Origin of the sequence: Acinetobacter sp. Tr-809 (assembly GCF_011753255.1) — a bacterium.
Classification (GTDB): Bacteria; Pseudomonadota; Gammaproteobacteria; order Pseudomonadales; family Moraxellaceae; genus Acinetobacter.
In genome coordinates this window covers 546677-567649 of record NZ_VWVZ01000001.1, presented here as the reverse complement: position 1 = coordinate 567649, position 20973 = coordinate 546677, and the positions used below count along the sequence as shown (strand labels likewise).

General features: G+C 39.6%; 23 protein-coding genes and 1 riboswitch. Of the genes, 13 read left to right on the top strand and 10 right to left on the bottom strand.

All coding sequences use genetic code 11. The features are described 5' to 3' along the window. Positions 1-6: 6 nt before the first annotated feature. Positions 7-870, top strand: coding sequence for a DMT family transporter (locus F3J02_RS02895; protein ID WP_167247491.1), 864 nt, complete (start codon positions 7-9; stop codon positions 868-870). Positions 871-879: 9 nt separating this feature from the next. Here F3J02_RS02895 and F3J02_RS02890 read toward each other — a convergent pair whose 3' ends face one another. Genes F3J02_RS02890 through tusD form a run of 4 tightly spaced genes read right to left on the bottom strand, consistent with a single transcriptional unit; the run spans position 880 to position 2280 of the window. Next, a complete protein-coding gene (locus tag F3J02_RS02890) occupies positions 880-1191 on the bottom strand; it encodes a TusE/DsrC/DsvC family sulfur relay protein (protein ID WP_167247489.1) in 312 nt (103 codons plus the stop codon). 41 nt (positions 1192-1232) lie between these two features. Continuing rightward, entirely contained in the window at positions 1233-1508 is a 276-nt protein-coding gene (locus F3J02_RS02885; RefSeq protein WP_167247487.1) for a hypothetical protein, read from the bottom strand. A gap of 9 nt (positions 1509-1517) precedes the next feature. After that, positions 1518-1868, bottom strand: coding sequence for a hypothetical protein (locus F3J02_RS02880; RefSeq protein ID WP_167247485.1), 351 nt, complete (start codon positions 1866-1868; stop codon positions 1518-1520). Positions 1869-1911: 43 nt separating this feature from the next. Beyond that, entirely contained in the window at positions 1912-2280 is a 369-nt protein-coding gene (gene tusD / locus F3J02_RS02875; RefSeq protein ID WP_167247483.1) for a sulfurtransferase complex subunit TusD, read from the bottom strand. Between the two features lie 67 nt (positions 2281-2347). Here tusD and F3J02_RS02870 point away from each other — a divergent pair, with 67 nt between their 5' ends. From F3J02_RS02870 to F3J02_RS02855, 4 genes are all read left to right on the top strand, one after another. Then, a complete protein-coding gene (locus F3J02_RS02870; protein ID WP_167247481.1) occupies positions 2348-3355 on the top strand; it encodes an NAD-dependent epimerase/dehydratase family protein in 1008 nt (335 codons plus the stop codon). Between the two features lie 115 nt (positions 3356-3470). Next, positions 3471-4865 (top strand): class II fumarate hydratase, encoded by a 1395-nt coding sequence (gene fumC, locus F3J02_RS02865; protein WP_167247479.1) that lies wholly within the window; start codon positions 3471-3473, stop codon positions 4863-4865. 114 nt (positions 4866-4979) lie between these two features. Continuing rightward, the gene (locus F3J02_RS02860; protein ID WP_167247857.1) at positions 4980-5471 is read left to right on the top strand and encodes a hypothetical protein; all 492 of its coding nucleotides are present in this window, start codon (positions 4980-4982) and stop codon (positions 5469-5471) included. A gap of 135 nt (positions 5472-5606) precedes the next feature. Beyond that, positions 5607-5696: riboswitch (glycine riboswitch) on the top strand. A gap of 179 nt (positions 5697-5875) precedes the next feature. Then, positions 5876-7120: a D-amino acid dehydrogenase gene (locus F3J02_RS02855; RefSeq protein ID WP_167247477.1), complete on the top strand. Its 1245-nt coding sequence runs from the start codon at positions 5876-5878 to the stop codon at positions 7118-7120. Between the two features lie 47 nt (positions 7121-7167). Here the strand turns inward: F3J02_RS02855 and F3J02_RS02850 are convergent, their stop codons facing one another. Next, the gene (locus F3J02_RS02850) at positions 7168-7815 is read right to left on the bottom strand and encodes a hypothetical protein (RefSeq protein WP_167247476.1); all 648 of its coding nucleotides are present in this window, start codon (positions 7813-7815) and stop codon (positions 7168-7170) included. Positions 7816-7913: 98 nt separating this feature from the next. Here F3J02_RS02850 and ispF point away from each other — a divergent pair, with 98 nt between their 5' ends. Beyond that, positions 7914-8405 (top strand): 2-C-methyl-D-erythritol 2,4-cyclodiphosphate synthase, encoded by a 492-nt coding sequence (gene ispF, locus F3J02_RS02845; protein ID WP_167247474.1) that lies wholly within the window; start codon positions 7914-7916, stop codon positions 8403-8405. On the opposite strand, the gene F3J02_RS02840 is transcribed toward ispF, so the two are convergent. The 5 genes from F3J02_RS02840 to glnL all read right to left on the bottom strand — a co-directional run bounded on the left by F3J02_RS02840 (position 8393) and on the right by glnL (position 13471). Next, positions 8393-8917 (bottom strand): protein tyrosine phosphatase family protein, encoded by a 525-nt coding sequence (locus F3J02_RS02840; protein WP_167247472.1) that lies wholly within the window; start codon positions 8915-8917, stop codon positions 8393-8395. The genes ispF and F3J02_RS02840 overlap by 13 nt on opposite strands. A 144-nt stretch (positions 8918-9061) precedes the next feature. Then, positions 9062-9982 carry an ornithine carbamoyltransferase gene (gene argF, locus F3J02_RS02835; RefSeq protein WP_167247470.1) on the bottom strand — a complete coding sequence of 307 codons (921 nt, stop codon included), beginning with the start codon at positions 9980-9982 and terminating at the stop codon, positions 9062-9064. Between the two features lie 112 nt (positions 9983-10094). Beyond that, the gene (locus tag F3J02_RS02830) at positions 10095-10736 is read right to left on the bottom strand and encodes a TetR/AcrR family transcriptional regulator (protein WP_167247468.1); all 642 of its coding nucleotides are present in this window, start codon (positions 10734-10736) and stop codon (positions 10095-10097) included. A 145-nt stretch (positions 10737-10881) separates the two neighbouring features. After that, positions 10882-12375, bottom strand: coding sequence for a nitrogen regulation protein NR(I) (gene glnG, locus F3J02_RS02825; protein ID WP_167247466.1), 1494 nt, complete (start codon positions 12373-12375; stop codon positions 10882-10884). Continuing rightward, on the bottom strand, positions 12362-13471 hold the full coding sequence (glnL, locus tag F3J02_RS02820) for a nitrogen regulation protein NR(II) (RefSeq protein ID WP_167247464.1): 1110 nt from the start codon (positions 13469-13471) through the stop codon (positions 12362-12364). The genes glnG and glnL overlap by 14 nt, the downstream gene beginning before the upstream one ends. A 328-nt stretch (positions 13472-13799) precedes the next feature. On the opposite strand from glnL, the gene rimO reads away from it, so the two are divergent. The 7 genes from rimO (at position 13800) to rseP (ending at position 20961) form a co-directional block, all read left to right on the top strand. Beyond that, entirely contained in the window at positions 13800-15143 is a 1344-nt protein-coding gene (gene rimO / locus F3J02_RS02815) for a 30S ribosomal protein S12 methylthiotransferase RimO (protein ID WP_167247462.1), read from the top strand. A gap of 52 nt (positions 15144-15195) precedes the next feature. Next, a complete protein-coding gene (gene pyrH, locus F3J02_RS02810) occupies positions 15196-15924 on the top strand; it encodes a UMP kinase (RefSeq protein ID WP_167247460.1) in 729 nt (242 codons plus the stop codon). Between the two features lie 340 nt (positions 15925-16264). After that, positions 16265-16819 (top strand): ribosome recycling factor, encoded by a 555-nt coding sequence (frr, locus tag F3J02_RS02805; RefSeq protein ID WP_167247459.1) that lies wholly within the window; start codon positions 16265-16267, stop codon positions 16817-16819. A 7-nt stretch (positions 16820-16826) separates the two neighbouring features. After that, positions 16827-17576: a polyprenyl diphosphate synthase gene (uppS, locus tag F3J02_RS02800; protein WP_167247457.1), complete on the top strand. Its 750-nt coding sequence runs from the start codon at positions 16827-16829 to the stop codon at positions 17574-17576. A gap of 2 nt (positions 17577-17578) precedes the next feature. Then, on the top strand, positions 17579-18403 hold the full coding sequence (locus tag F3J02_RS02795) for a phosphatidate cytidylyltransferase (protein WP_167247455.1): 825 nt from the start codon (positions 17579-17581) through the stop codon (positions 18401-18403). Continuing rightward, the gene (ispC, locus tag F3J02_RS02790) at positions 18404-19600 is read left to right on the top strand and encodes a 1-deoxy-D-xylulose-5-phosphate reductoisomerase (RefSeq protein ID WP_167247453.1); all 1197 of its coding nucleotides are present in this window, start codon (positions 18404-18406) and stop codon (positions 19598-19600) included. Positions 19601-19605: 5 nt separating this feature from the next. Then, positions 19606-20961 (top strand): RIP metalloprotease RseP, encoded by a 1356-nt coding sequence (gene rseP / locus F3J02_RS02785; RefSeq protein ID WP_167247451.1) that lies wholly within the window; start codon positions 19606-19608, stop codon positions 20959-20961. Positions 20962-20973 lie beyond the last annotated feature (12 nt).

The following is a 20973-nucleotide window of genomic DNA, read 5'->3' as shown; positions in this document are numbered from 1 at the left end:
ATTTAAATGAAAACTTTAAGTCGTGGCTGGATGAATGGTCTGATCGGTGTGATTATTTTTGCTGGTTCACTACCAGCCACGCGCGTTGCGGTTATGGATTTCAGCCCTACCTTTTTAACTGCTGCTCGTGCCGCAATTGCGGGTCTTCTTGGTTTGGCATTGATCTTATTATCACGTCAGCAACTTCCTGAAAGAAAAGATTGGTTGCCATTATTTTATGTTGCGATTGGGGTTGTGGTTGGCTTTCCGTTATTTACAGCATTAGCACTTCAGTACGTCAGTGCTGCACATACGATTGTCTTTGTCGGTTTATTGCCTTTGGCAACTGCTATTTTTGGTGTATTAAGAGGTGGGGAAAGACCAAATCTAGTATTTTGGCTATTTGCAGTTTTAGGCGCTTCACTGGTTTTTGGTTATATGTTAGTCCAAACGGGGAGTTGGGCATTTAACTATGGTGACATTTTCATGCTATTGGCAATCGTATTCTGTGGTTTTGGTTATGCCGAGGGTGGAAAATTATCTAAGCATTTAGGTGGCTGGCAAGTAATTTGCTGGGCTTTGATTATTACGTTGCCGATCATGCTACTCATTTCATATCTGTATATGCCTGTGAGCTTTACACAAATTTCAACATCAGCAAAACTTGGATTAGCTTACGTTTCTTTGTTTAGTATGCTGATTGGTTTTTTCTTTTGGTATAAGGGTTTGGCACAAGGGGGAATTGCAACAGTTGGACAATTACAGCTTCTACAACCGATTTTTGGTCTTGTCATTGCCGCTGTGCTATTGCATGAACAGGTTAGTGCTGCGATGTTTGTTGTGACCATCGCAGTGATTGCCTGTGTCGCATGTGCTAAAAAATTTGCATAGTGCAAATCATTATAAGCAATTAGCAGGTTTAGGGACGCCAGCCAAGCGACTTAAATGTCGAGCGACTAAACCTGTATTAAATTTTTGTTGCAATACTGCATTATCAATCTCAGGACTAACGGTTTTCATTAAAAACTTAATCAGCGGACGTGTTGCCGGTGAATGTCCAAACTGTTGATAAAACTGACGTACTGCATAAAGAATCTCAAAATGCCAATCGGTTAACTGCACATCTAAAGACTCGGCTAATTCTTGTGCAACGTCTTGATTCCAGATGGTGTAATCAATTAAATGGCCGTCTTGGTCTAACTCTAACTGCATAAAATAGCCTAAAAAATTTTAAAAAATGAATCGAAATGATTTTACTTCAAAGAAATACAACGTTTGAATTTGAGGATCAAATCAGCAAACTGTGCATAATCGATCGCCTGAATTTGAGTTTTAGCTTCGTCATTAAGCAGGTTGAACTCATTACTTAAACAGTAAATGTTATGGTAAGTCTCTGTAATTGATATAGGCACGAGCACCGCCGCATTACCCATAATCACAATACAGTCATCAGATTGTGCCATTTTAATTAAATCCGACCAGATTTCGTCAGCATTAGATTGCACGAGGAACAGTGTTGTCGCTTGCATGAGGTCGCCTTACCAGTACAGTATATGATCAAATGATTGGATAAACTCAGGACAGAGATCAATAAATTCAAGTTCCTGATCTGTATTTTTAATTATACTAAGCTCTTGATTCTTAGACTCAATTAAAATTGGGGTTAAATCATAGAACTCAAAACTTTCAACCATATTGGCTGCAATTTTAAATTCGTGTAAAAGTTGATTAAATTCTAATTTATTTTCTAATAAGTTAATTGCAGCACATTTTAATAATACTTTGACAGAAATACCAAAGGTTGCTAAAACCATAGTTGCGGACAAGCTTTCATTGATTTGCAAACTTGTTAAGTTAGGTTGGGTTAGAATGACGAGTACAGATTTCACACAATTTACCTTTTCAAAGCAACACTCTAGTAAAGAACTTTAATTAAAATTGAATTAAACGAGAACAGCTTTGTACTGCGTCAGCAAGCTCTCCGAGACCGACAAGTTCAAAGCCACTGGCTAAGTTGTAGTGTTGAAGTGAATGACGTTTTGCATTGTCCGCATCAGTGATGCCCCGAGCAAGGGCTGCACTGACACAGACAGGGAGTCGAATGCCGAGCTTTTGCCATTCTTGTTTTAGGTTGCGTTGATCATCGGGAAGCCACTGTAAATCATTCGCAACCTGAACACCATCTTGGTAAAAGAAGACACGAATTTCTTCATGCCTTTTTTGTAAAGCTTGAGCTAAACCAAAAGCATGCCAAGCCACAATTGAAGTAGGCGAAGAAGTTATTAGTAATAGTGTGCTCATTGAATATTCACTATGGTCATAGTTGGCAAAAAAATGATGGACAGATATAAAGGAAGGTAATTATACAATGATTTTGCTGACAGGTGGTTTAGGCTTTATTGGTTCACATATTGCTTTGAGCCTTTTGGCTCATGGGCAAGAAATCGTCATTGTGGATAATTTAGCCAATTCAACCTTACAAACTTTAGAACGTTTAGAATATATCTCAGGGATGTATATCCCATTTGCAAAACTTGATGTTCGAAATACACCCGCTTTAAATAAAGTTTTTGAACAATATTCAATCGATACTGTCATCCATACTGCTAGTTTTAAATCTTTAGAAGAGTCTGCTTTAAAACCGCTCGAATATTATAATGATAATGTGAGTAGTATCATGAGCCTGTTAAGGGCGATGCAACGCATGGGAGTTAGACAGCTAATCAATCTTTCAAGTTTAGCTGTTTATGGTCAATCTGATGCAGTACTTTCTGAAGATACTGAATTTAATTACAAATATCCGAATCCTTATATTCGATCACAGCAAATGGTTGAGGACATTATTGCCGATACCTACAAAGTAGATCCTGAATGGCGCATAGTGAATCTGCGCTTATCAAATATAGTCGGGGCGTTTGAGCATGGTGTCTTGGGTGAGTTTGTCACTCAGCTTCCAAAGAATATTGTTCCTTTGGCCTTACAAGTTGCAGCAATGCAGAGAGAATATATTGAGTTGCAGAATCAAGCCCCAACGGCTGATGGGACGGTTGAGCGTAGTTTTTTACATGTCTTAGATGCGTGTGATGCTATTTTAATGGCATTGAATTGGTTAAGGTCGCAGAATAACTGTCTAGAGTCTTTCAATATTGCGCATTTAAAATTGACCTCGATTCAAAGCTTATTAACTGAAATTGCAAAAGTGACGCAAACGCGTGTGCATACTCAGCCCGCAGTATTTCAGCATCAAGAGCTTGCGCAGTTAGGTGCATCAATAGATAAAGCTAGCAAGATACTAAATTGGTCGCCAAAGCGATCTTTAACCCAGATGATCGAAGATGAATGGCGGTTTTATTTAAATACCTTAAAAGGTAATTAAGATAATGATTCTTATTTACAATTATATCTGCTTTGATTAGGATAACGGCAACTAGCCAAAGCATCACTTTGCTTCAGCCCGTAAGAACTTTAACCAAATAGAGCAGAGGTTGTTTATGCAAATGCGAATTGAACACGACACAATGGGCGAAATTGAAGTACCTAATGAAGCCTTATGGGGTGCGCAAACGCAACGGAGTTTACAGAACTTTAAAATTGGTCAGGAGCGATTACCGCGTGCCATGATTCGTGCGATGGGTCTGGTAAAAAAAGCCGCTGCAATCACCAATGCTGAGTTGAAGCAATTGCCTGAAGACTTAAGCCAATATATTGTTGGTGCTGCTGAGGAAGTTATTGCGGGTCAATGGGATGCTCAATTTCCATTAGTGGTCTGGCAAACAGGTTCAGGTACGCAAAGCAACATGAACTGTAATGAAGTGATTGCCAATATTGCCAATCAAAAGTTAGGGCAAGTCTTGGGTGCGCAAAAACCAGTACATCCAAATGATCATGTCAATCGTGCGCAATCGACCAACGATTCATTTCCAACCGCAATTCATGTTGCTGCAAGTATTCAAATCAATGAATTACTGATTCCTGCGGTAGAGCAGCTAAAAGCTACTTTACAGCGTAAATCAGAAGAATTTGATGATATCGTCAAAATTGGTCGTACTCATTTACAAGATGCGACGCCTTTGACTTTAGGGCAAGAGTTTAGTGGTTATGTGTCCCAGTTGGAACATGGCTTAAAACGTTTACAGCAAGCGCTTGCAGGTTTATATGAGCTGCCTTTAGGTGGTACAGCTGTCGGTACTGGATTGAATGCACATCCAGACTATGCGGTTAAAGCAGCTGAACAATTGGCCGAGCTTACAGGATTACCTTTTGTTACTGCACCGAATAAATTTGAAGCTTTAGCTGGACGTGATGCTGCTGTGTTTGCATCAGGTGCATTAAAAACACTTGCGGCAAGCTTAAATAAAATTGCCAATGATATTCGTTGGTTGGCAAGTGGCCCACGTTGTGGATTCGGAGAAATTCGTATTCCGGAAAATGAACCTGGTTCAAGTATCATGCCAGGTAAAGTCAATCCAACCCAGAGTGAAGCGATGACCATGGTCGTTGCTCAAGTCTTGGGCAATGACACAACGATTAACGTTGCAGGTGCATCTGGTAATTTCGAATTAAATGTATTTATGCCTGTGATAGCTTATAACTTATTGCAATCGATTCAGTTGTTGGGTGATGCATGTAATAGCTTTAATGATCATTGTGCAGTAGGAATTGAGCCAAATCGCGAGAAAATTGATTATTTCTTGCATAATTCATTGATGTTGGTGACTGCATTGAATCCAGTGATTGGCTATGAAAACTCAGCCAAAGTTGCTAAAACAGCTTATAAGGAAAATAAAACCTTAAAGCAAGTTGCCGTTGAACTTGGTTTAGTGACTGCTGAACAATTTGATGAAGTAGTGAAACCTGAAAATATGGTGTCACCGAATAGCAAATAAGTCTTATAGATGAATGAAAAAATCCTTCTAATCATAGAGGGATTTTTTATGAGTAGTTTTTATAAAGTGAACTGCGTACAATATCCTTTTGATTTACCTGACTGTTGCTTCATTATGCTGAATATCTATTTAACAGATACCCAAACCAACATCCAATTTTCTGATCTTCCAAATGAAAATCCTGTTAAGTTTCTGTTGAATTTAAAGAAAATTTTCCCAAGTACTGCCGATTTATTATTGCCCGTTCTGCCTGAAGATAATAATTTAGAAAATGTAACATGGGAGGCAACATCAAAAGACTTCGAGGTTTTTAAGAAGTTATTAGAAGGTTGGGGGATTATTGAGCTACGTTTAAGCGCGATTACAACTTATAAAGATAAAAACTTTGCCAATGAATTGGTAAAAAAAGCCCAAGTTCGACGTAAGCAAATTGCTCAAGCGCAGCCACAACTTTCATTGATTGCTTTGGATTATGTGTTGATGCATGAAATTCATGCGCTGATCGATGCTGAACTGGTCATGATTGGGGAGAAATTCTATTTACCAACATTGCGTGAACTTTGGAAAGGACGGTTTCCTGAGCAAATTTTGCAATGTAAATTTTAATATTTGAAAGCAGACTCCAGTCTGCTTTTTTATTGCTTAAGTTATTTGAAATAGAACAATTCTTCATCTACAAACAATTACAAGAATTTAGTGTCGGTATTTTTAGGCGGCATATATATTGCTTATAAGGATATAAATATTATTGCGGGAGAGAAGTTCTTCAATGAACTCGCCGAAGGAGCAACGACCCCGGAAACTCTCAGGCAGAAGGACTGTAATAATAGAAATACAATCTGGAGAGCAGTGCTCAACTTGTAGAAATTAACAATTTTTTTCTTCTATGATAAACACTCACCGAAGGGGAAGGCTCAATGATTAATTGGTAATCATCTGCCAAAACTCTCAGGTACCATGACAGATGGGGCTATGCATTAAGAAATGTTATACATTTCTAGGAGTTTGCTATGCCACATGTTGTTGTCATTGGTGCGGGGATTACGGGTGTAACGTCTGCTTATGAATTAAATAAATTAGGCTATGAGGTGACGGTAATTGATCGTCATCTCTTTCCAGCCATGGAAACCTCTTTTGCCAATGGTGGTCAGTTGTCTGCCTGTAATGCCGAAGTCTGGAATCAAAAGGCAACGGTACTTAAAGGCATTAAGTGGATGAGTAAAAAGGATGCACCTTTATTGCTCAATCCATCTTTTAGTGCACACAAATATCGCTGGTTGATTGAATTTTTAACACATATTAAAAACTATAAAGCCAATACCATTGAGACTGTTCGTTTAGCACTTCTGGCGAGACAACGCTTGTTTGAGATTGCAGAAAAAGAAAGTATTTCGTTTGACTTGGAAAAGCGTGGCATTTTACATATGTATCACACTAAGGAAGACTATGAGATTGCCAAAAAGGTCAATGATGTGCTGGTTGAAGGCAAACTGGAGCGAAATGCGATTACACCTGATGAAATGAAAGCCATTGAGCCTACGCTAACAGGTGACTATTTTGGGGGATATTACACGGCTGGGGATGCAACAGGAGATATTCATAAATTCTCTGTTGGCTTGGCTGAAAAAACTCAGCAAAATGGTGTGAAATATCGTTTTGGCTTAGATGTTGTTGATGTCAAATTTACTCAAGACAAAGCAGTTGTTCACTGCAAAAATAGTTCCGAAAATGTCAATCCAAGTGCGGATGGAATTACTGAAATTATTGCCGATTTAGTTTTGGTTTGTGGTGGTGTAGGAAGTTACCAATTAGCCGACATGCTCGGTGATAGTGTGAATGTTTATCCTGTCAAAGGCTATTCAATTACGGTGCAGCTGAAAGATGAGCGTAGTGTAAAAAATGCACCGTGGGTGAGTTTGCTGGATGAAAGCGCCAAGATTGTGACCTCTCGCCTCGGTGCTGATCGTTTACGTATTGCAGGTACCGCTGAGTTTAATGGATATAACCGAGATATTCGTGCAGATCGTATCCAGCCTTTAATTAATTGGGTCAACCAAAACTTTGATATTTCGACTGAGCATGTTGTGCCGTGGGCAGGTTTGCGTCCAATGATGCCGAACATGCTGCCTGTGGTAAAACAGGGTAAGCAACCACGAGTGTTTTATAACACTGGACATGGACATTTGGGCTGGACTTTATCTGCTGCAACAGCGGTATTGATTAGCCAAGAGATTGCAGAAAAATTCCCAAGCTGAATCAAAAAAGCCGATGTGAAAACATCGGCTTTTAAATGTTAAAACTATTAATCGTACAAACGATAGATTCCAGTAAATCTGCCGCAATCTTTCTGTTCCGATTTAATAATCAATAAGGCTTTTTGAAAATCAAACTGATACTGGCATTTTTTTTCATTATCGATGATTTGGCCTTTTTGTTCAGGTGTGCTATATGCCAATAAAGACAATGTTTGAGTTTCTAGACGATTGTTAGGGTTGCGGTATGCTGTGCCTTCTATTTTGAGTTTATCCTTATCCAGCTGGTGGATCTGTAAATGCACAGGTTGAGTTGCCAGTTTACCGTGTTCATATTTCAAATAATGCTGTGTTAAGGTTTGGTTCATTGAGGTATAAAAATTCAAATCATCCAAACGTGCATCAAATTGCTGCTGATAGCAGTTTTTAGTTTTACATTGCTGTACTTGATTCAGCCAGAGTGTCTGGGTGTCATGTAATAACTGTAACGGGGCATCGGTCACCAAATAAGCAGTTAAAAATTTGGCATTGAGCTTCAGGCGCTGCTCTTTATATTGCTTGGAGCAGATTTTTTGAGCTGCCAAATCCTTGCTGCTGCAGTCAATGGATTCTGCATAGGCAAATGTTGAGCAAAAACAACTCAATGTGATGATGTAGCCAGATTTCTTTAATTGATTTCTTACAGTGTTAAACAGCATAATCACTTATACTTTCAGTCTAATTTGCTCAACGTACTATAGCGAAATAGAAAGCCTGAATACAAGATTTGTTCGGTATATTGTAAAAGGAAAATCATATGGTTGCTCAAATTCGGATTGGACAAGGGATGGATGTGCATGCGTTCGAAGAAGGTAATTTTGTTACTTTGGCGGGTGTTCAAATTCCACATACGCATGGTTTAAAGGCACATTCGGATGGGGATGTGGTCTTACATGCGCTGAGTGATGCTTTATTGGGAGCTTTGGCACTTGGGGATATTGGACAGCATTTTCCAGATACGGACCCTGAATACAAAGGTGCAGATAGTCGTTTATTACTTAAACATGTTTATCAATTGATTTTAGATCGTGGTTATCAGCTCAACAATGCAGATATTACGGTTGCTTGCGAACGCCCTAAATTAGCAAAGCATAATTTAGAGATGCGTCAAAGTATTGCAGATGTTTTAGATGTTGATGTGACTCAAATCAGTATTAAAGCCACAACAACTGAAAAATTGGGATTTACTGGTCGTCAAGAAGGTATATTGGCGACCGCAACAGTGTTAATTTCGCATCAAGCAAAATGATTGCTATTAATTAATGATTGTTCAAGTTCTTGTGTTGCTTTACGGCCTTGCAGTTGTAAAGTAATGCTATGAATTAAGCCTGTCCAAGTTTCGTTCGGTTCCCAAATTTGGTGTAAAAGTTCTTGGGCAGTTGGTAGGTCAATATTCATATAGAACTGGCGGTAGAGATACATCAAACTGCTGACACGCATATTGTCATCACAGTGTAGCCAAATAATTTCATTTTGAACCAAATGATCTATGAGATCCAAAACAAAGAGACATTGTTCAGAGCAAGGTATATCCCATCCGATTGGAATATGAATGTAGTTTAATCCCAAGTCTAGACAGATCTGATCCTGCTCAGATAGATGGTTATCTGATTTGCTGGTCGCAAGATTAATGACAGTACTGCAACCATATTCTTTAATCTGTTGTAATTGCTCAGCAGTTGGTTGAGCAGAGCTAAACAGATGCTCATGCACCAATGAGAAACTTGGTATTTGAGATAAGGCTTGTTCTAGTGAGGTCATAACGTACGCTGCGTATTGAGTGAAGTTCTCATATCTTGAGAAACTTAATCTAATGGGCTTGTCTTACTATAAGTGTTTTTATTTCAGTGTTCAATTTAGAACGCACAAATAAAAACAGCATCGAATGATGCTGTTTTTTTTAACTTAGTCTTTTTTTAGATTCTCATTCAGTAAGAATTCCATCAACGCTTTTTGAGCATGCAAACGGTTTTCTGCTTCATCCCAAACCACAGCATTTTTGTGGTCTAGCATATTTTCTGAAATTTCTTCACCACGGTGTGCAGGCAAACAGTGCATGAATAAGCAATCAGGGTGCGCTAAGTCCATGAGTTTTTCATTGACTTGGAAATCTGAGAATGCTTTTTCGCGTAACTTCTGTTCTTCTTCCTGCCCCATGCTTGCCCATACATCAGTCACGATGAGGTCCGCATTTACAGCAGCATCTTCGGCTTTATTAAACACTTCTACACAGTCGGCAAACTCAGCGAGGAATCTTGCTTGTGGTTCATAACCTTCTGGCGATGCGATTTTAAGCTTAAAGCCCATCATATGTGCTGCTTCAATATATGAATTACACATATTGTTACCATCGCCAATCCAAGCCACAGTTTTGCCTTCGATGCTACCACGGTGTTCTTGGAAGGTTTGCAAATCTGCAAGGAGCTGGCAAGGGTGGTGATCATCAGTCAGACCATTGATCACAGGAACAGTTGAATAAGATGCAAAGCGTTCCACAATATCGTGACCGAAAGTACGGATCATCACAATATCCAGCATACTCGATATTACACGTGCAGAATCTTCAATCGGTTCACCACGACCTAATTGAGTGTCGCGAGGTGAAAGGAAAATAGCGCTACCACCAAATTGACAAATGCCAGCTTCAAAAGAAATACGTGTACGTGTACTCGATTTCTCAAAAATCATTCCCAAAACTTTACCCGCAAAAGGTTGGTATAGCGTATTGCTATGTTGCATGCGTTTAAGTTCTTGTGCGCGATCTAAAATGCGTTGCAGTTCTAATGAAGATAGGTCACGTAAAGTTAGAAAATGCCGAAGCGCCATAGCTACTCCCACAATAATTATTGAATAAAAACAATAATTAATTGCTGTTTGACGAGTGGTGGATAAAAAAGAATTGAATACTATACTATACGTTCAAGAAAATGCAAAAGAATTAGACTTTTTGATGAGCCTTTAAGAATAAATCTATAGAATAATTAATATAATCAATAATTTCAGCATCATCAGCTGGTACGTCTAAACCCATTAAATTGCGCCACTCGACATCGCGTAAAATGCCAAAATACATGGTCGAAGAAAATTTTGGTTTCGTGCAATAAATCTCACCACTGTTATGTGCATGCTCAAGGGCAAAAGCAATGGTATTTTGAATATTAAGTGCACATTGATCGTAGAAATAATGCGCCAGTTGTATGTCTTTTTGGGTTTGCTCGGTAAACATCCGCATAAAAGCGATATTTTCAGGTTGAATAATGTGGTGGTAAAAACGTTGAAGGGTTTGTGTGAGGTAGCTTCTTAAATCAGGTTTTTCAGGTGTATAAGGGAAACAAACGCCTTTAAAGAAAACTTCTCGACGATAATCACAAATCGCAGTAAATAAGCCTTCTTTATTGCCAAAATACTTATAAATGGATGTTTTTGAGCCCCCCGCATGATTGACGATATCATCCAAAGACACGGCTTCATAACCTTTCTCTAGGAATAAATCGGTTGCGCACAATAATAGGGCAAGGCGACGTTCTTCTCCGCGGCGAGTTTGAGGTTTAGCACAGCTTGGATAGCAAATATCAGTCATTATCTACTTGAGGATCGTTGGGTTGCTTCTAGTATAGCAAAAACCATATCTATTGTATGGCTATGAAATTGATGAGTGTTTCAAAACATCTCAATTTAAATAAAAAAAGCGAGTCTCTAGTACTCGCTTTTTTTATTGCTTTTCACTATGCAGAACGGATTTCGTCGTCTTCTTCGTCATCGCTGGAATCCATGCCAAGCTCTTTGAGCTTGCGGGTCAAGGTATTGCGTCCCCAACCCAAAAGTTCAGCAGCATGGCGTTTACGTCCGCGAGTTTGTTGTAGTGCAGCATTAATCAACGTGCGTTCAAACATCGGTGTTGCGATGTCTAGAAGTTTCATTTCACCATTTTTAAGCTTTTGGATCGCCCATTGCGCCAATAACTCATCCCAATGATGAACAGCAATGCGCTCAACCAAAGCTGGGCTGGTGTTTGAAGCTGCTTGAGCATCACTGTTCTTATGTACAGAGGCTTGCTTAAGCTCAGCAGGCAGATCTTCTGGATAGACTTCACGACCCGTGATCATCACCGTCAACCAGCGACAAGTATTTTCCAACTGACGTACGTTACCCGGCCAAGGCAGTTGTTGCATATAGTCTGTGGTTTCAGTGCGCAAGATTTTTGGACTGACTCCAAGCTCTTTGCCCGCACGTGCCAAGAAGTGCTGAGCAAGCATTGGGATGTCTTCACTGCGGTGTGACAGCTTTGGAATATGAATACGAATGACGTTTAGACGATGATATAAGTCTTCACGGAAACGTCCTTCATTCACCAGTTTTTCCAAATCCTGGTGGGTTGCCGCAACGATACGTACATCCACTTTAACTGGGATATGTCCACCGACGCGGTAGAACTCACCATCTGCTAAAACACGAAGCAAACGTGTTTGCGTTTCAAATGGCATGTCACCGATTTCATCAAGAAATAAAGTACCGCCATTGGCTTGTTCAAAACGGCCTTGATGCTGTGTATTTGCACCGGTAAATGCGCCTTTTTCATGTCCAAATAACTCAGTTTCAATCAAGTCTTTTGGAATAGCTGCCATATTCAGTGCAATGAACGGTTTGGCACGACGAGGTGAGTGTTTATGCAGTGCATGGGCAACCAACTCTTTACCTGTACCAGATTCACCATTAATCAATACGGTAATGTGTGATTGTGATAAGCGACCAATTGCACGGAATACTTCCTGCATTGCAGGTGATTCACCAATAATTTCGGTCGATTGTAAGGGTGAAGCGGTTTTGGTTGCTTCTTGTTGTTGTAATTTATTGATATGCAAAATTGCACGATTGACCAAGGCCAGTGCTTCATCAATATCAAAAGGTTTTGGTAAATATTCAAATGCACCAGTTTGATAGCTTGATACGGCAGACTCTAAATCTGAATGTGCCGTCATAATGATCACGGGTAGGTCGGGATGCGTGTTCTTCACCTTGGATAAAAAGGTCAAACCATCAATGCCCGGCATACGGATATCCGTTAAAATCACATCGGGCGCATCATCATGTAAGCGTTCAAGTGCAGTTTGTGCTTCTTCAAAGTTGGTGACGTCAAAACCTTCTTCTTTAAAGGTTTTTTCAAGTACCCAGCGCATGGCACGATCGTCATCTATTACCCAAATTTTATTTCGTGACATGGTTTAACTCCCAAGGTAGATATAGGCTAAATACGGTTTTTCCTGGAACTGATTGACACTCAATCATTCCGTTATGTTGATGCATAATATTTTGAGCGATACTGAGACCCAGTCCTGTACCTTTGGCACGGCCTGTAACCAGTGGATAAAAAACTGACTCTAGAATGCTTTCTGGAACACCAGGGCCATTGTCTTCAATGTCAATGCGAACTGTTGAGCGATTTAGAACACCATTAATGGTGACAAGACGCTGGATTCGGGTTCTTAAAACCAGCTCTGGTTCTGAGTCGATAAAAAAGTCTTTATTCTCGGTCATGGCTTGTACCGCATTGACACTGATGTTGAGCATGACTTGAATCAGTTGGTCTCGATCCGCCATGACATCAGGTAAGGACAAGTCATAGTCCCGTGTGATCTTAATTTTCTTCTTGGTTTGATTTGCAATGAGAGAACGAACACGTTCCAAAGGTTCATGCACATTGACATGTTCATAGCTTGGTAACTGACGTGAGCCGAGCATGGTGTCAGCCAAGTTGGTAAGACGATCGACTTCGCTAATAATGATGTCAGTAAATTCACGATAGCTTTCATCATTTAAACTACGTGCAAGTAATTGAGTTGCACCACGAATACCTGCGAGTGGATTTTTAATTTCGTGCGCTACACCGCGGACCAATTGTCGAGCGACTTGATGTTGTTGAACTAGGTTTTCTTCCTTGGAAATTTTCAACATACGATCGATAGGATTGAGTTCAATTAACAGCAACGGGTGATAGCTTTTGCCTGCATTCAATTGAGAGGCTGTGTAATCGACATGGATCGGTTTAAAATTTACATTGATTACTGCTTCACGACGCGTGTAGTGTTGACCACTTTCTAATGTATTTAATAGGGCTTCATGTGTATTGAAAGTATCATCATGCGCATGCAGCAAATTTAATACAGGCTGACCGGAAGCACGGAGCAAGCTGATATCAAATAATGCTTCACAAGCAGAATTTAAATAAAAAATATTAAGCTTACTATCGACCAATAAAATGGCAGTGCTCAGATTATCTACTAAGAGTCGATAGTCGATAGTGTTCTGTTGATCCATTTGTGAATCGTCCTGTTTTAAAATGGCGCAATAAATATAAATTTTAATGAATAGCCATTAACTTCTAAAATGTACTTTATGCAAAATACAAGCCAACTTTGTATTAACTAAATTTCAAACACTTAATTCTGAAATAAACGATTTATACGGTATTTTTCACATACATCTGCTTATTTCAATATTTTATTATGTCCCAAATTGGTGCGTTGTTGGATTTTGTTTAAAATTTTGGTTGTATTTTGGTGCATTACACAAAGAGATGGCATTGCAGCTATGCGTAGACAAAGAAAAGTCATACAATACGCCGATTCAAGTGGAGCGCAGATTCATGAAGACCCCCAAAGTCGGTTTTGTATCTTTAGGTTGTCCTAAGGCATTGGTAGATTCTGAACGAATTTTAACTCAGTTAAAGACTGAAGGTTATCAAGTTGCATCAGATTATGACGGTGCAGATTTGGTTGTTGTTAACACCTGTGGTTTTATTGAATCTGCAGTGCAAGAGTCTTTAGATGCCATTGGCGAAGCCATGAGCGAAAACGGTCGAGTGATCGTTACTGGTTGTTTAGGTAAAGACGAAGATAAAATTCGCCAAATGCACCCAAATGTTCTTAAAGTAACAGGTGCGGCAGCGTATCAAGATGTAATGGAAGCAGTGCATGAGTATGTACCTGCACCGCCAAAGCACAATCCATTTATTGATTTGGTTCCTGAGCAAGGTGTTCGTTTAACACCCAAGCATTATGCCTATTTAAAAATATCAGAAGGTTGTAATCACCGCTGTACATTCTGCATTATCCCAAGCATGCGTGGGGACTTAGTGTCTCGCCCTGTAGGTAAGGTGTTAGATGAAGCTGCAGCACTCAAACGTGCTGGTGTAAAAGAAGTCCTCGTGATTTCTCAAGATACCTCTGCATATGGTGTAGATACTAAATACAAGCTGGACTTTTGGAATGGTCAACCAGTAAAAACCAAATTCTATGACATGTGTGAAGCACTTGGTCAGCTTGGAATTTGGGTGCGTTTACATTACGTTTATCCGTATCCGCATGTGGATGCTGCGATTGATCTGATGGCTCAGGGCAAAATCCTACCTTATTTAGATATTCCTTTTCAGCACGCCAGTCCGCGCATCTTAAAATTGATGAAGCGACCAGCTCATAGTGAAAATACCTTAGAACGCCTTAAATTATGGCGTGAAAAATGCCCTGAATTGGTGATTCGCTCAACCTTCGTGGTTGGTTTCCCTGGTGAAACAGAAGAAGATTTCCAAATGTTATTGGAATGGTTGAAAGAAGCTCAACTTGATAGAGTTGGTTGTTTCACTTATTCACCAGTCGAAGGCGCTACAGCAAATGATCTGCCTGATCATGTGCCAGAAGAAATTAAGCAAAATCGCTATGAACGTTTTATGGAAGTTCAGCAAGAGATTTCTGCTGCAAAATTGCAAAAACGTATTGGTCAAACCATGACCGTGTTGGTGGATGGTCTAGAGGATGAATTCCCAGTAGCAGTTGCACGTTCATATGCAGATGCGCCTGAAATTGATGGTAACGTTTTTGTTGAAGATATTGATAAGAGTCTGATTAAAGCTGGCGATTTGCTGGAAGTCGAAATTACCGATGCAGATGAATATGATTTGTATGCAAAGTTAATTCGGATTAAATCTGCTTGATATTGAATTAAATTTAAGAAAATTTTGAGATTGGTCGGTTTGGAGTATAGGTATGTCAGCTTCTAAAAATCCACGTTATGCACGAATTTTGCTAAAGCTTTCTGGTGAAGCTTTAGCAGGAAATAAAGATATGGGTATCGATGCCCAAGTATTAGATCAGATGTCACTTTCGATTGCACATTTGGTTGGTTTGGGTGTACAGGTAGGTATTGTTGTTGGTGGCGGTAACTTATATCGCGGTAGCCAATTGCAGAAAGACGGTCTTGTTGGCCGTGTTACTGGCGACCAAATGGGCATGCTGGCGACTGTGATGAACGGTTTGGCACTGCGTGATGCATTGGTACGTCGTAATATCAAAACACGTTTAATGTCAGCTTTATCGATTGGTACAGTGGTTGAATCTTATTCAAGCCGTGATGCCATTCGTCATTTAAGCCAAGGCGAAGTATGCGTATTTGTTGCAGGTACAGGTAATCCATTCTTTACCACGGACACAGCTGCTTGCTTGCGTGGTATCGAGATTGAAGCAAACTTAATCTTGAAAGCAACTAAGGTTGATGGTGTTTATAACAAAGACCCGAGCAAATATGATGATGCCATTAAATATGACCATTTAACTTTCGATCAGGTGCTTGATGAGAAACTTGGTGTAATGGATCTTACGGCAATTTGCTTATGTCGTGACCATAATGTTCCATTGCAAGTTTTTGACATGAACAAATCTGGTGCATTACTTTCTGTAGTAATGGGCGAAAAAGAGGGTACTCACGTTACTAATTAGAGTTCGTTAAGATTTCACCCTGCACTGTGTTATAGACTAAAACAACACAAACTAGGCATGAAGCGTAAATAATGGCGATAACCTTGTTGAGTTTCATTGCGGTGTTTGTGGATGTTTTAGTCAGAAGTCTGAGGGTAAAAGATTTTTGGCGCTACTGCGTTATGTTTAATTTATTTAGAATGGCTAAATTTCATAAAACATGCCTTGTATTGTCTAAAAAATATTCTCTGTCACAATCATCAGTGAAATGTTAATAAACCGTCATGTACGTGAGCCATAAAGCTCTTTATACTACTGTCTAAATATTTTGTAATACCTATGAATAAGTAAGGAAGATCATATGATTAACGATCTCAAAAAAGATAGCGAACAGCGTATGCAGAAATCGCTTGACTCGTTAGAGTTGGGCTTTGCTAAAGTTCGTACAGGTCGTGCGCACCCATCTATTTTAAATGGTGTGATGGTTTCTTACTATGGTTCTGATGTTCCATTGAATCAAGTGGCAAACGTTGGACTTGAAGATTCGCGTACACTATTGGTACAACCATTCGAGCGTTCTATGGTTGCTGCGATTGATAAAGCGATCCGTGAAGCAGGTTTAGGATTGAATCCAATTACTGCTGACGCAATCCGTGTACCAATGGCTGCGTTAACTGAAGAAACTCGTCGTGATATGCAAAAAGTTGCACGTGCTGAAGCTGAAAATGCCAAAGTTGCGATTCGTAACATTCGTCGTGATGTGTTGGGTGATATCAAAGCATTATTGAAAGAAAAAGAAATTTCTGAAGATGATGATCGCCGTGCGTCAGATGAAATCCAGAAAATTACAGATAAATATGTTGCAGAGGTTGATAAGCGTCTTGCAGCGAAAGAAGCAGAGTTGATGAAGGTCTGATATTACTATGACCTTGCAAGAAGAACCGCTTCTTCCTCAACATGTTGCCATCATCATGGATGGCAACAATCGTTTTGCCAAAAAAAAGCAAATGCAAAAAGGCGATGGGCATCGAGAAGGCAAAAATGTCTTGGATCCTATTGTTGAGCACTGCAAAAAAGAAGGTATCCGTGCATTAACAGTTTTTGCATTTTCAAGCGAAAACTGGAATCGACCACAGTACGAAGTCGACCTGTTAATGAGATTGTTAGAAGAAACAATTCATGAGCAGTTGCCTCGTATGGAAAAATTCAATATCGCGCTTCGCTTCATTGGAGATCGTTCTCGGTTGTCAAATGATTTGCGTGATTTAATGCAATACGCAGAGCAGAAAACAGCAGCTTTTGATTCAATGACGCTCACCATTGCCATTAGTTATGGTGGTATGTGGGATATGGCGCATGCAGCAAAAGTAATTGCGCAAGAAGTGCTCGCCGGAAAACTTCAAGCAGATCAGATAAATGTTGATTTATTTGATAAATATGTCAGTCTAAATGATCTACCTGCTGTGGATTTATTAATTCGTACAGGCGGAGATTACCGATTATCCAACTTCTTATTATGGCAAGCTGCGTATGCAGAGTTGTATTTTACTGATACCTTGTGGCCAGAATTTACTATAGAAGAGTTGGATCACGCATTTCGTGTTTTTTCAGGACGTGAAAGACGCTTTGGTAAAACTTCAGAACAGATTCAACAAGCGAAAATAGAGAATTAATAATGTTAGAGCGGATTATTACCGCATTGGTGTTAGTTGCTGTTGTTTTAAGTTGCATGTTTGCAACGCAATCACATTATCCAATGTTTGTGCTTATGATTTTAGCCGCGGGGGTTGCAGGTTATGAGTGGTTTAAGCTTATGCCTCGAATTACATCGCCTGTGTCAAAACCTAAAGCTTGGGTATATGGTGGATGTGTGGCAGCAGTATCAACACTGGCATTATTTTTTGATGATGTAGCTCTTTTGCTGTGGGCGGCATCCATTCTCACTTGGTTGGGCAGTATCTATTGGGTTAAGAATTTCCCAGAATCTGATAGCTGGTACAACGTCTCATTACATGTCGTTGGATTTATTCTGATTTCTGCTGCAGTGACAGCACTTTATGGTGTATGGCATAGTTCACCATGGTGGCTGATGTATTTGTTCCTGCTGGTATGGGGGGCTGATAGTGGTGCTTATTTTGTTGGGCGTAAATTTGGTAAGAAAAAACTTGCACCTTTTGTAAGCCCAAATAAATCTGTCGAGGGTTTGTATGGTGGTATCGCGACAACCATTATTATTATGTTGGTTGTACAGTATTTCTATCTCAATCTAAGTGTTATACAACTTATTTTATTCTTAATTCTTTCAATTATTACCGTGTTTGCTTCGGTGTTGGGTGATTTGTTTGAGTCAATGATTAAACGCCGTGCTGGAATTAAAGATTCTGGTCGTGTCCTTCCAGGGCATGGTGGTGTATTAGATCGTATTGATTCTTTATTGGCAGCGGCACCAATTTTTGCAACAGGTATGTATATATTAAAACTTATTGGTGTAGATCTTTAAATGACTCAAGCTGTTTGTATATTGGGTGTTACGGGTTCAATTGGACAAAGTACTTTAAAAGTATTGGAACAACACCCAGACCAATACACTGTATTTGCAGTCTCTGCATATAGTCGTTTAGATGAACTTTTAGAAATTTGTAAAAAATATCATCCGAAAATTGTTGTTGTACCGAATGAAAAAGCATTTGAGTTGCAACAACGCTTTAATCAAGAAAATTTAAAACAAATTGAAATTTTAACTGATGAAGCAGGCTTGATCACAATTGCTGAACATGTAGATGTCGATATTGTGATGGCAGCGATTGTGGGTGCGGCTGGTCTGTTGCCAACGCTCGCTGCTGTAAAAGCAGGTAAGCGTGTTTTATTAGCAAATAAAGAATCATTAGTGATGTCTGGCGACATCATGATGCAGGCTGCAAAAGATAATAATGCGCTGTTATTGCCGGTAGACTCTGAGCACAATGCAATCTTCCAGTCGTTACCACATAATTATCTAAACGCTGAAAGAACGGGACAACCACAATTGGGTGTCTCGCAAATTCTACTAACAGCATCTGGTGGTCCTTTCCTGAATCACAGCTTAGAACAATTAAATGATGTAACACCGCAACAGGCATGTAAGCATCCAAATTGGTCTATGGGGCAAAAAATCTCGGTGGATTCTGCAACTTTAATGAATAAAGGCTTAGAATTGATCGAAGCTTGTCATTTGTTTTCAATATCAGAACATTTTGTTACAGTTGTTGTTCATCCACAAAGTATTATTCACTCCATGGTGCAATATGTGGATGGGTCAACTTTGGCACAAATGGGTAATCCTGATATGTGCACGCCGATTGCACATGCATTGGCGTGGCCAGAACGTTTGACAACACATGTTCCTGCATTAAATTTATTTGAGACGGCTCAATTAAATTTCCAATCGCCCGACCTTGTTAAATTTCCAGCATTGGACTTAGCACGTCAGGCGATGCGCGCAGGTGGTTTAGCACCAACCATTTTAAATGCGGCCAATGAAATTGCAGTTGCGGCATTTTTACAACAAAGAATTCGATTTACTCAGATTTCTCAAGTTGTCGAAAATACTTTGCAAACTGTACAAAATGCTAAAGCAGAAAATATAGACATCATTTTGCAGACTGATATGATCGCAAGACGAATTGCAGAAAAGTATATTGTGGGTATAGGAGGCTAAATCGTATGAATGCACTGTTTATGATTGTTGCAGCGATTTTATTGCTTGGCCCTCTGATTGCAATCCATGAATTTGGTCATTATTGGGTTGCTCGCAAATTAGGTGTTAAGGTTTTAGTCTATTCCATTGGTTTTGGACCAACTTTGCTGAAATGGAAATCTAAAAAATCAGGCATTCAGTATCAACTTTCTGCATTACCGCTTGGTGGTTATGTCAAAATGTTGGATGAGCGCGAAGGGAATGTTGCTGAGCAAGATTTACCTTATGCATTTAACCGTCAATCTCCATGGAAACGGATTGCGATTGTTGCTGCAGGCCCATTGATTAATCTAATTTTTGCTGTATTTCTGTTTTGGATTTTATTCTTACCCGCACAAGAGCAACTGAATACCCGTATTGGTAAAGTGATGCCGAATACGCCAGCAGCACAAGTCGATTTGCATGTTGGCGATAAAGTATTGATGGTTGATGGTCAAACAACATCAACATGGGAAAAGTTGAATTATGCTTTGGTCAATCGAGTGGGTGAGACTGGACAGGTTTCAATCATTGTTGATCGTGCTGGGACTGAAAAACAATTTAGCTTACCAATCAAAGAATTTTTAAAAGATCAAAGCCAATCTCCATTAGATGTACTTGGTTTCCTACCATATCGTCCCGTTATTCCTGCAATTGTGAAAGAGCTAAGTGCGGATGGCGCGGCAGTGCGTCAAGGCATGAAGGTGGGCGATCAAATTGTTGCAATTGATAATGTTGCAATGAAAGATTGGTTTGATGTAGTGGATGTTGTTCAAAAGTCACCCGAAAAGCTCTTGAATATTGATGTGTTACGTCAAGGCCAAATTGTGCATTTACAAGTGATGCCTCAAGGGCAGCGCGATAATATGGGCAATACCACAGGTATGCTTGGTGTGAAAAGTGATGCAGGTAAAATCACGATTCCGAATGATTACAAGCAAACCATTCAATATTCACCAGTTGAAGCACTTGTTGTTGCATTTGAAAAGACCACACAGCTTTCGGGTATGATTTTCAACTCCATCATTAAAATGGTGCGTGGACTGATAGGTCTGGATAATTTATCTGGCCCAATCACAATTGCCAAAGTTGCTGGTCAAAGTGCGGAAATGGGGTGGCAAACCTTTATTTCATTCATGGCTTTGATGAGTGTAAGTTTGGGGATTCTAAATTTATTGCCGATTCCTATGTTGGATGGTGGTCATTTAGTTTATTACTTTATCGAAGCAATTCGTGGTAAACCTGTTTCTGAACAAATACAGATGTTTGGTCTAAAAGTTGGTATGGTACTGCTCGGTAGCATGATGCTTTTGGCTTTATTTAACGACTTCATGCGTTTATAACAACGCAAACGG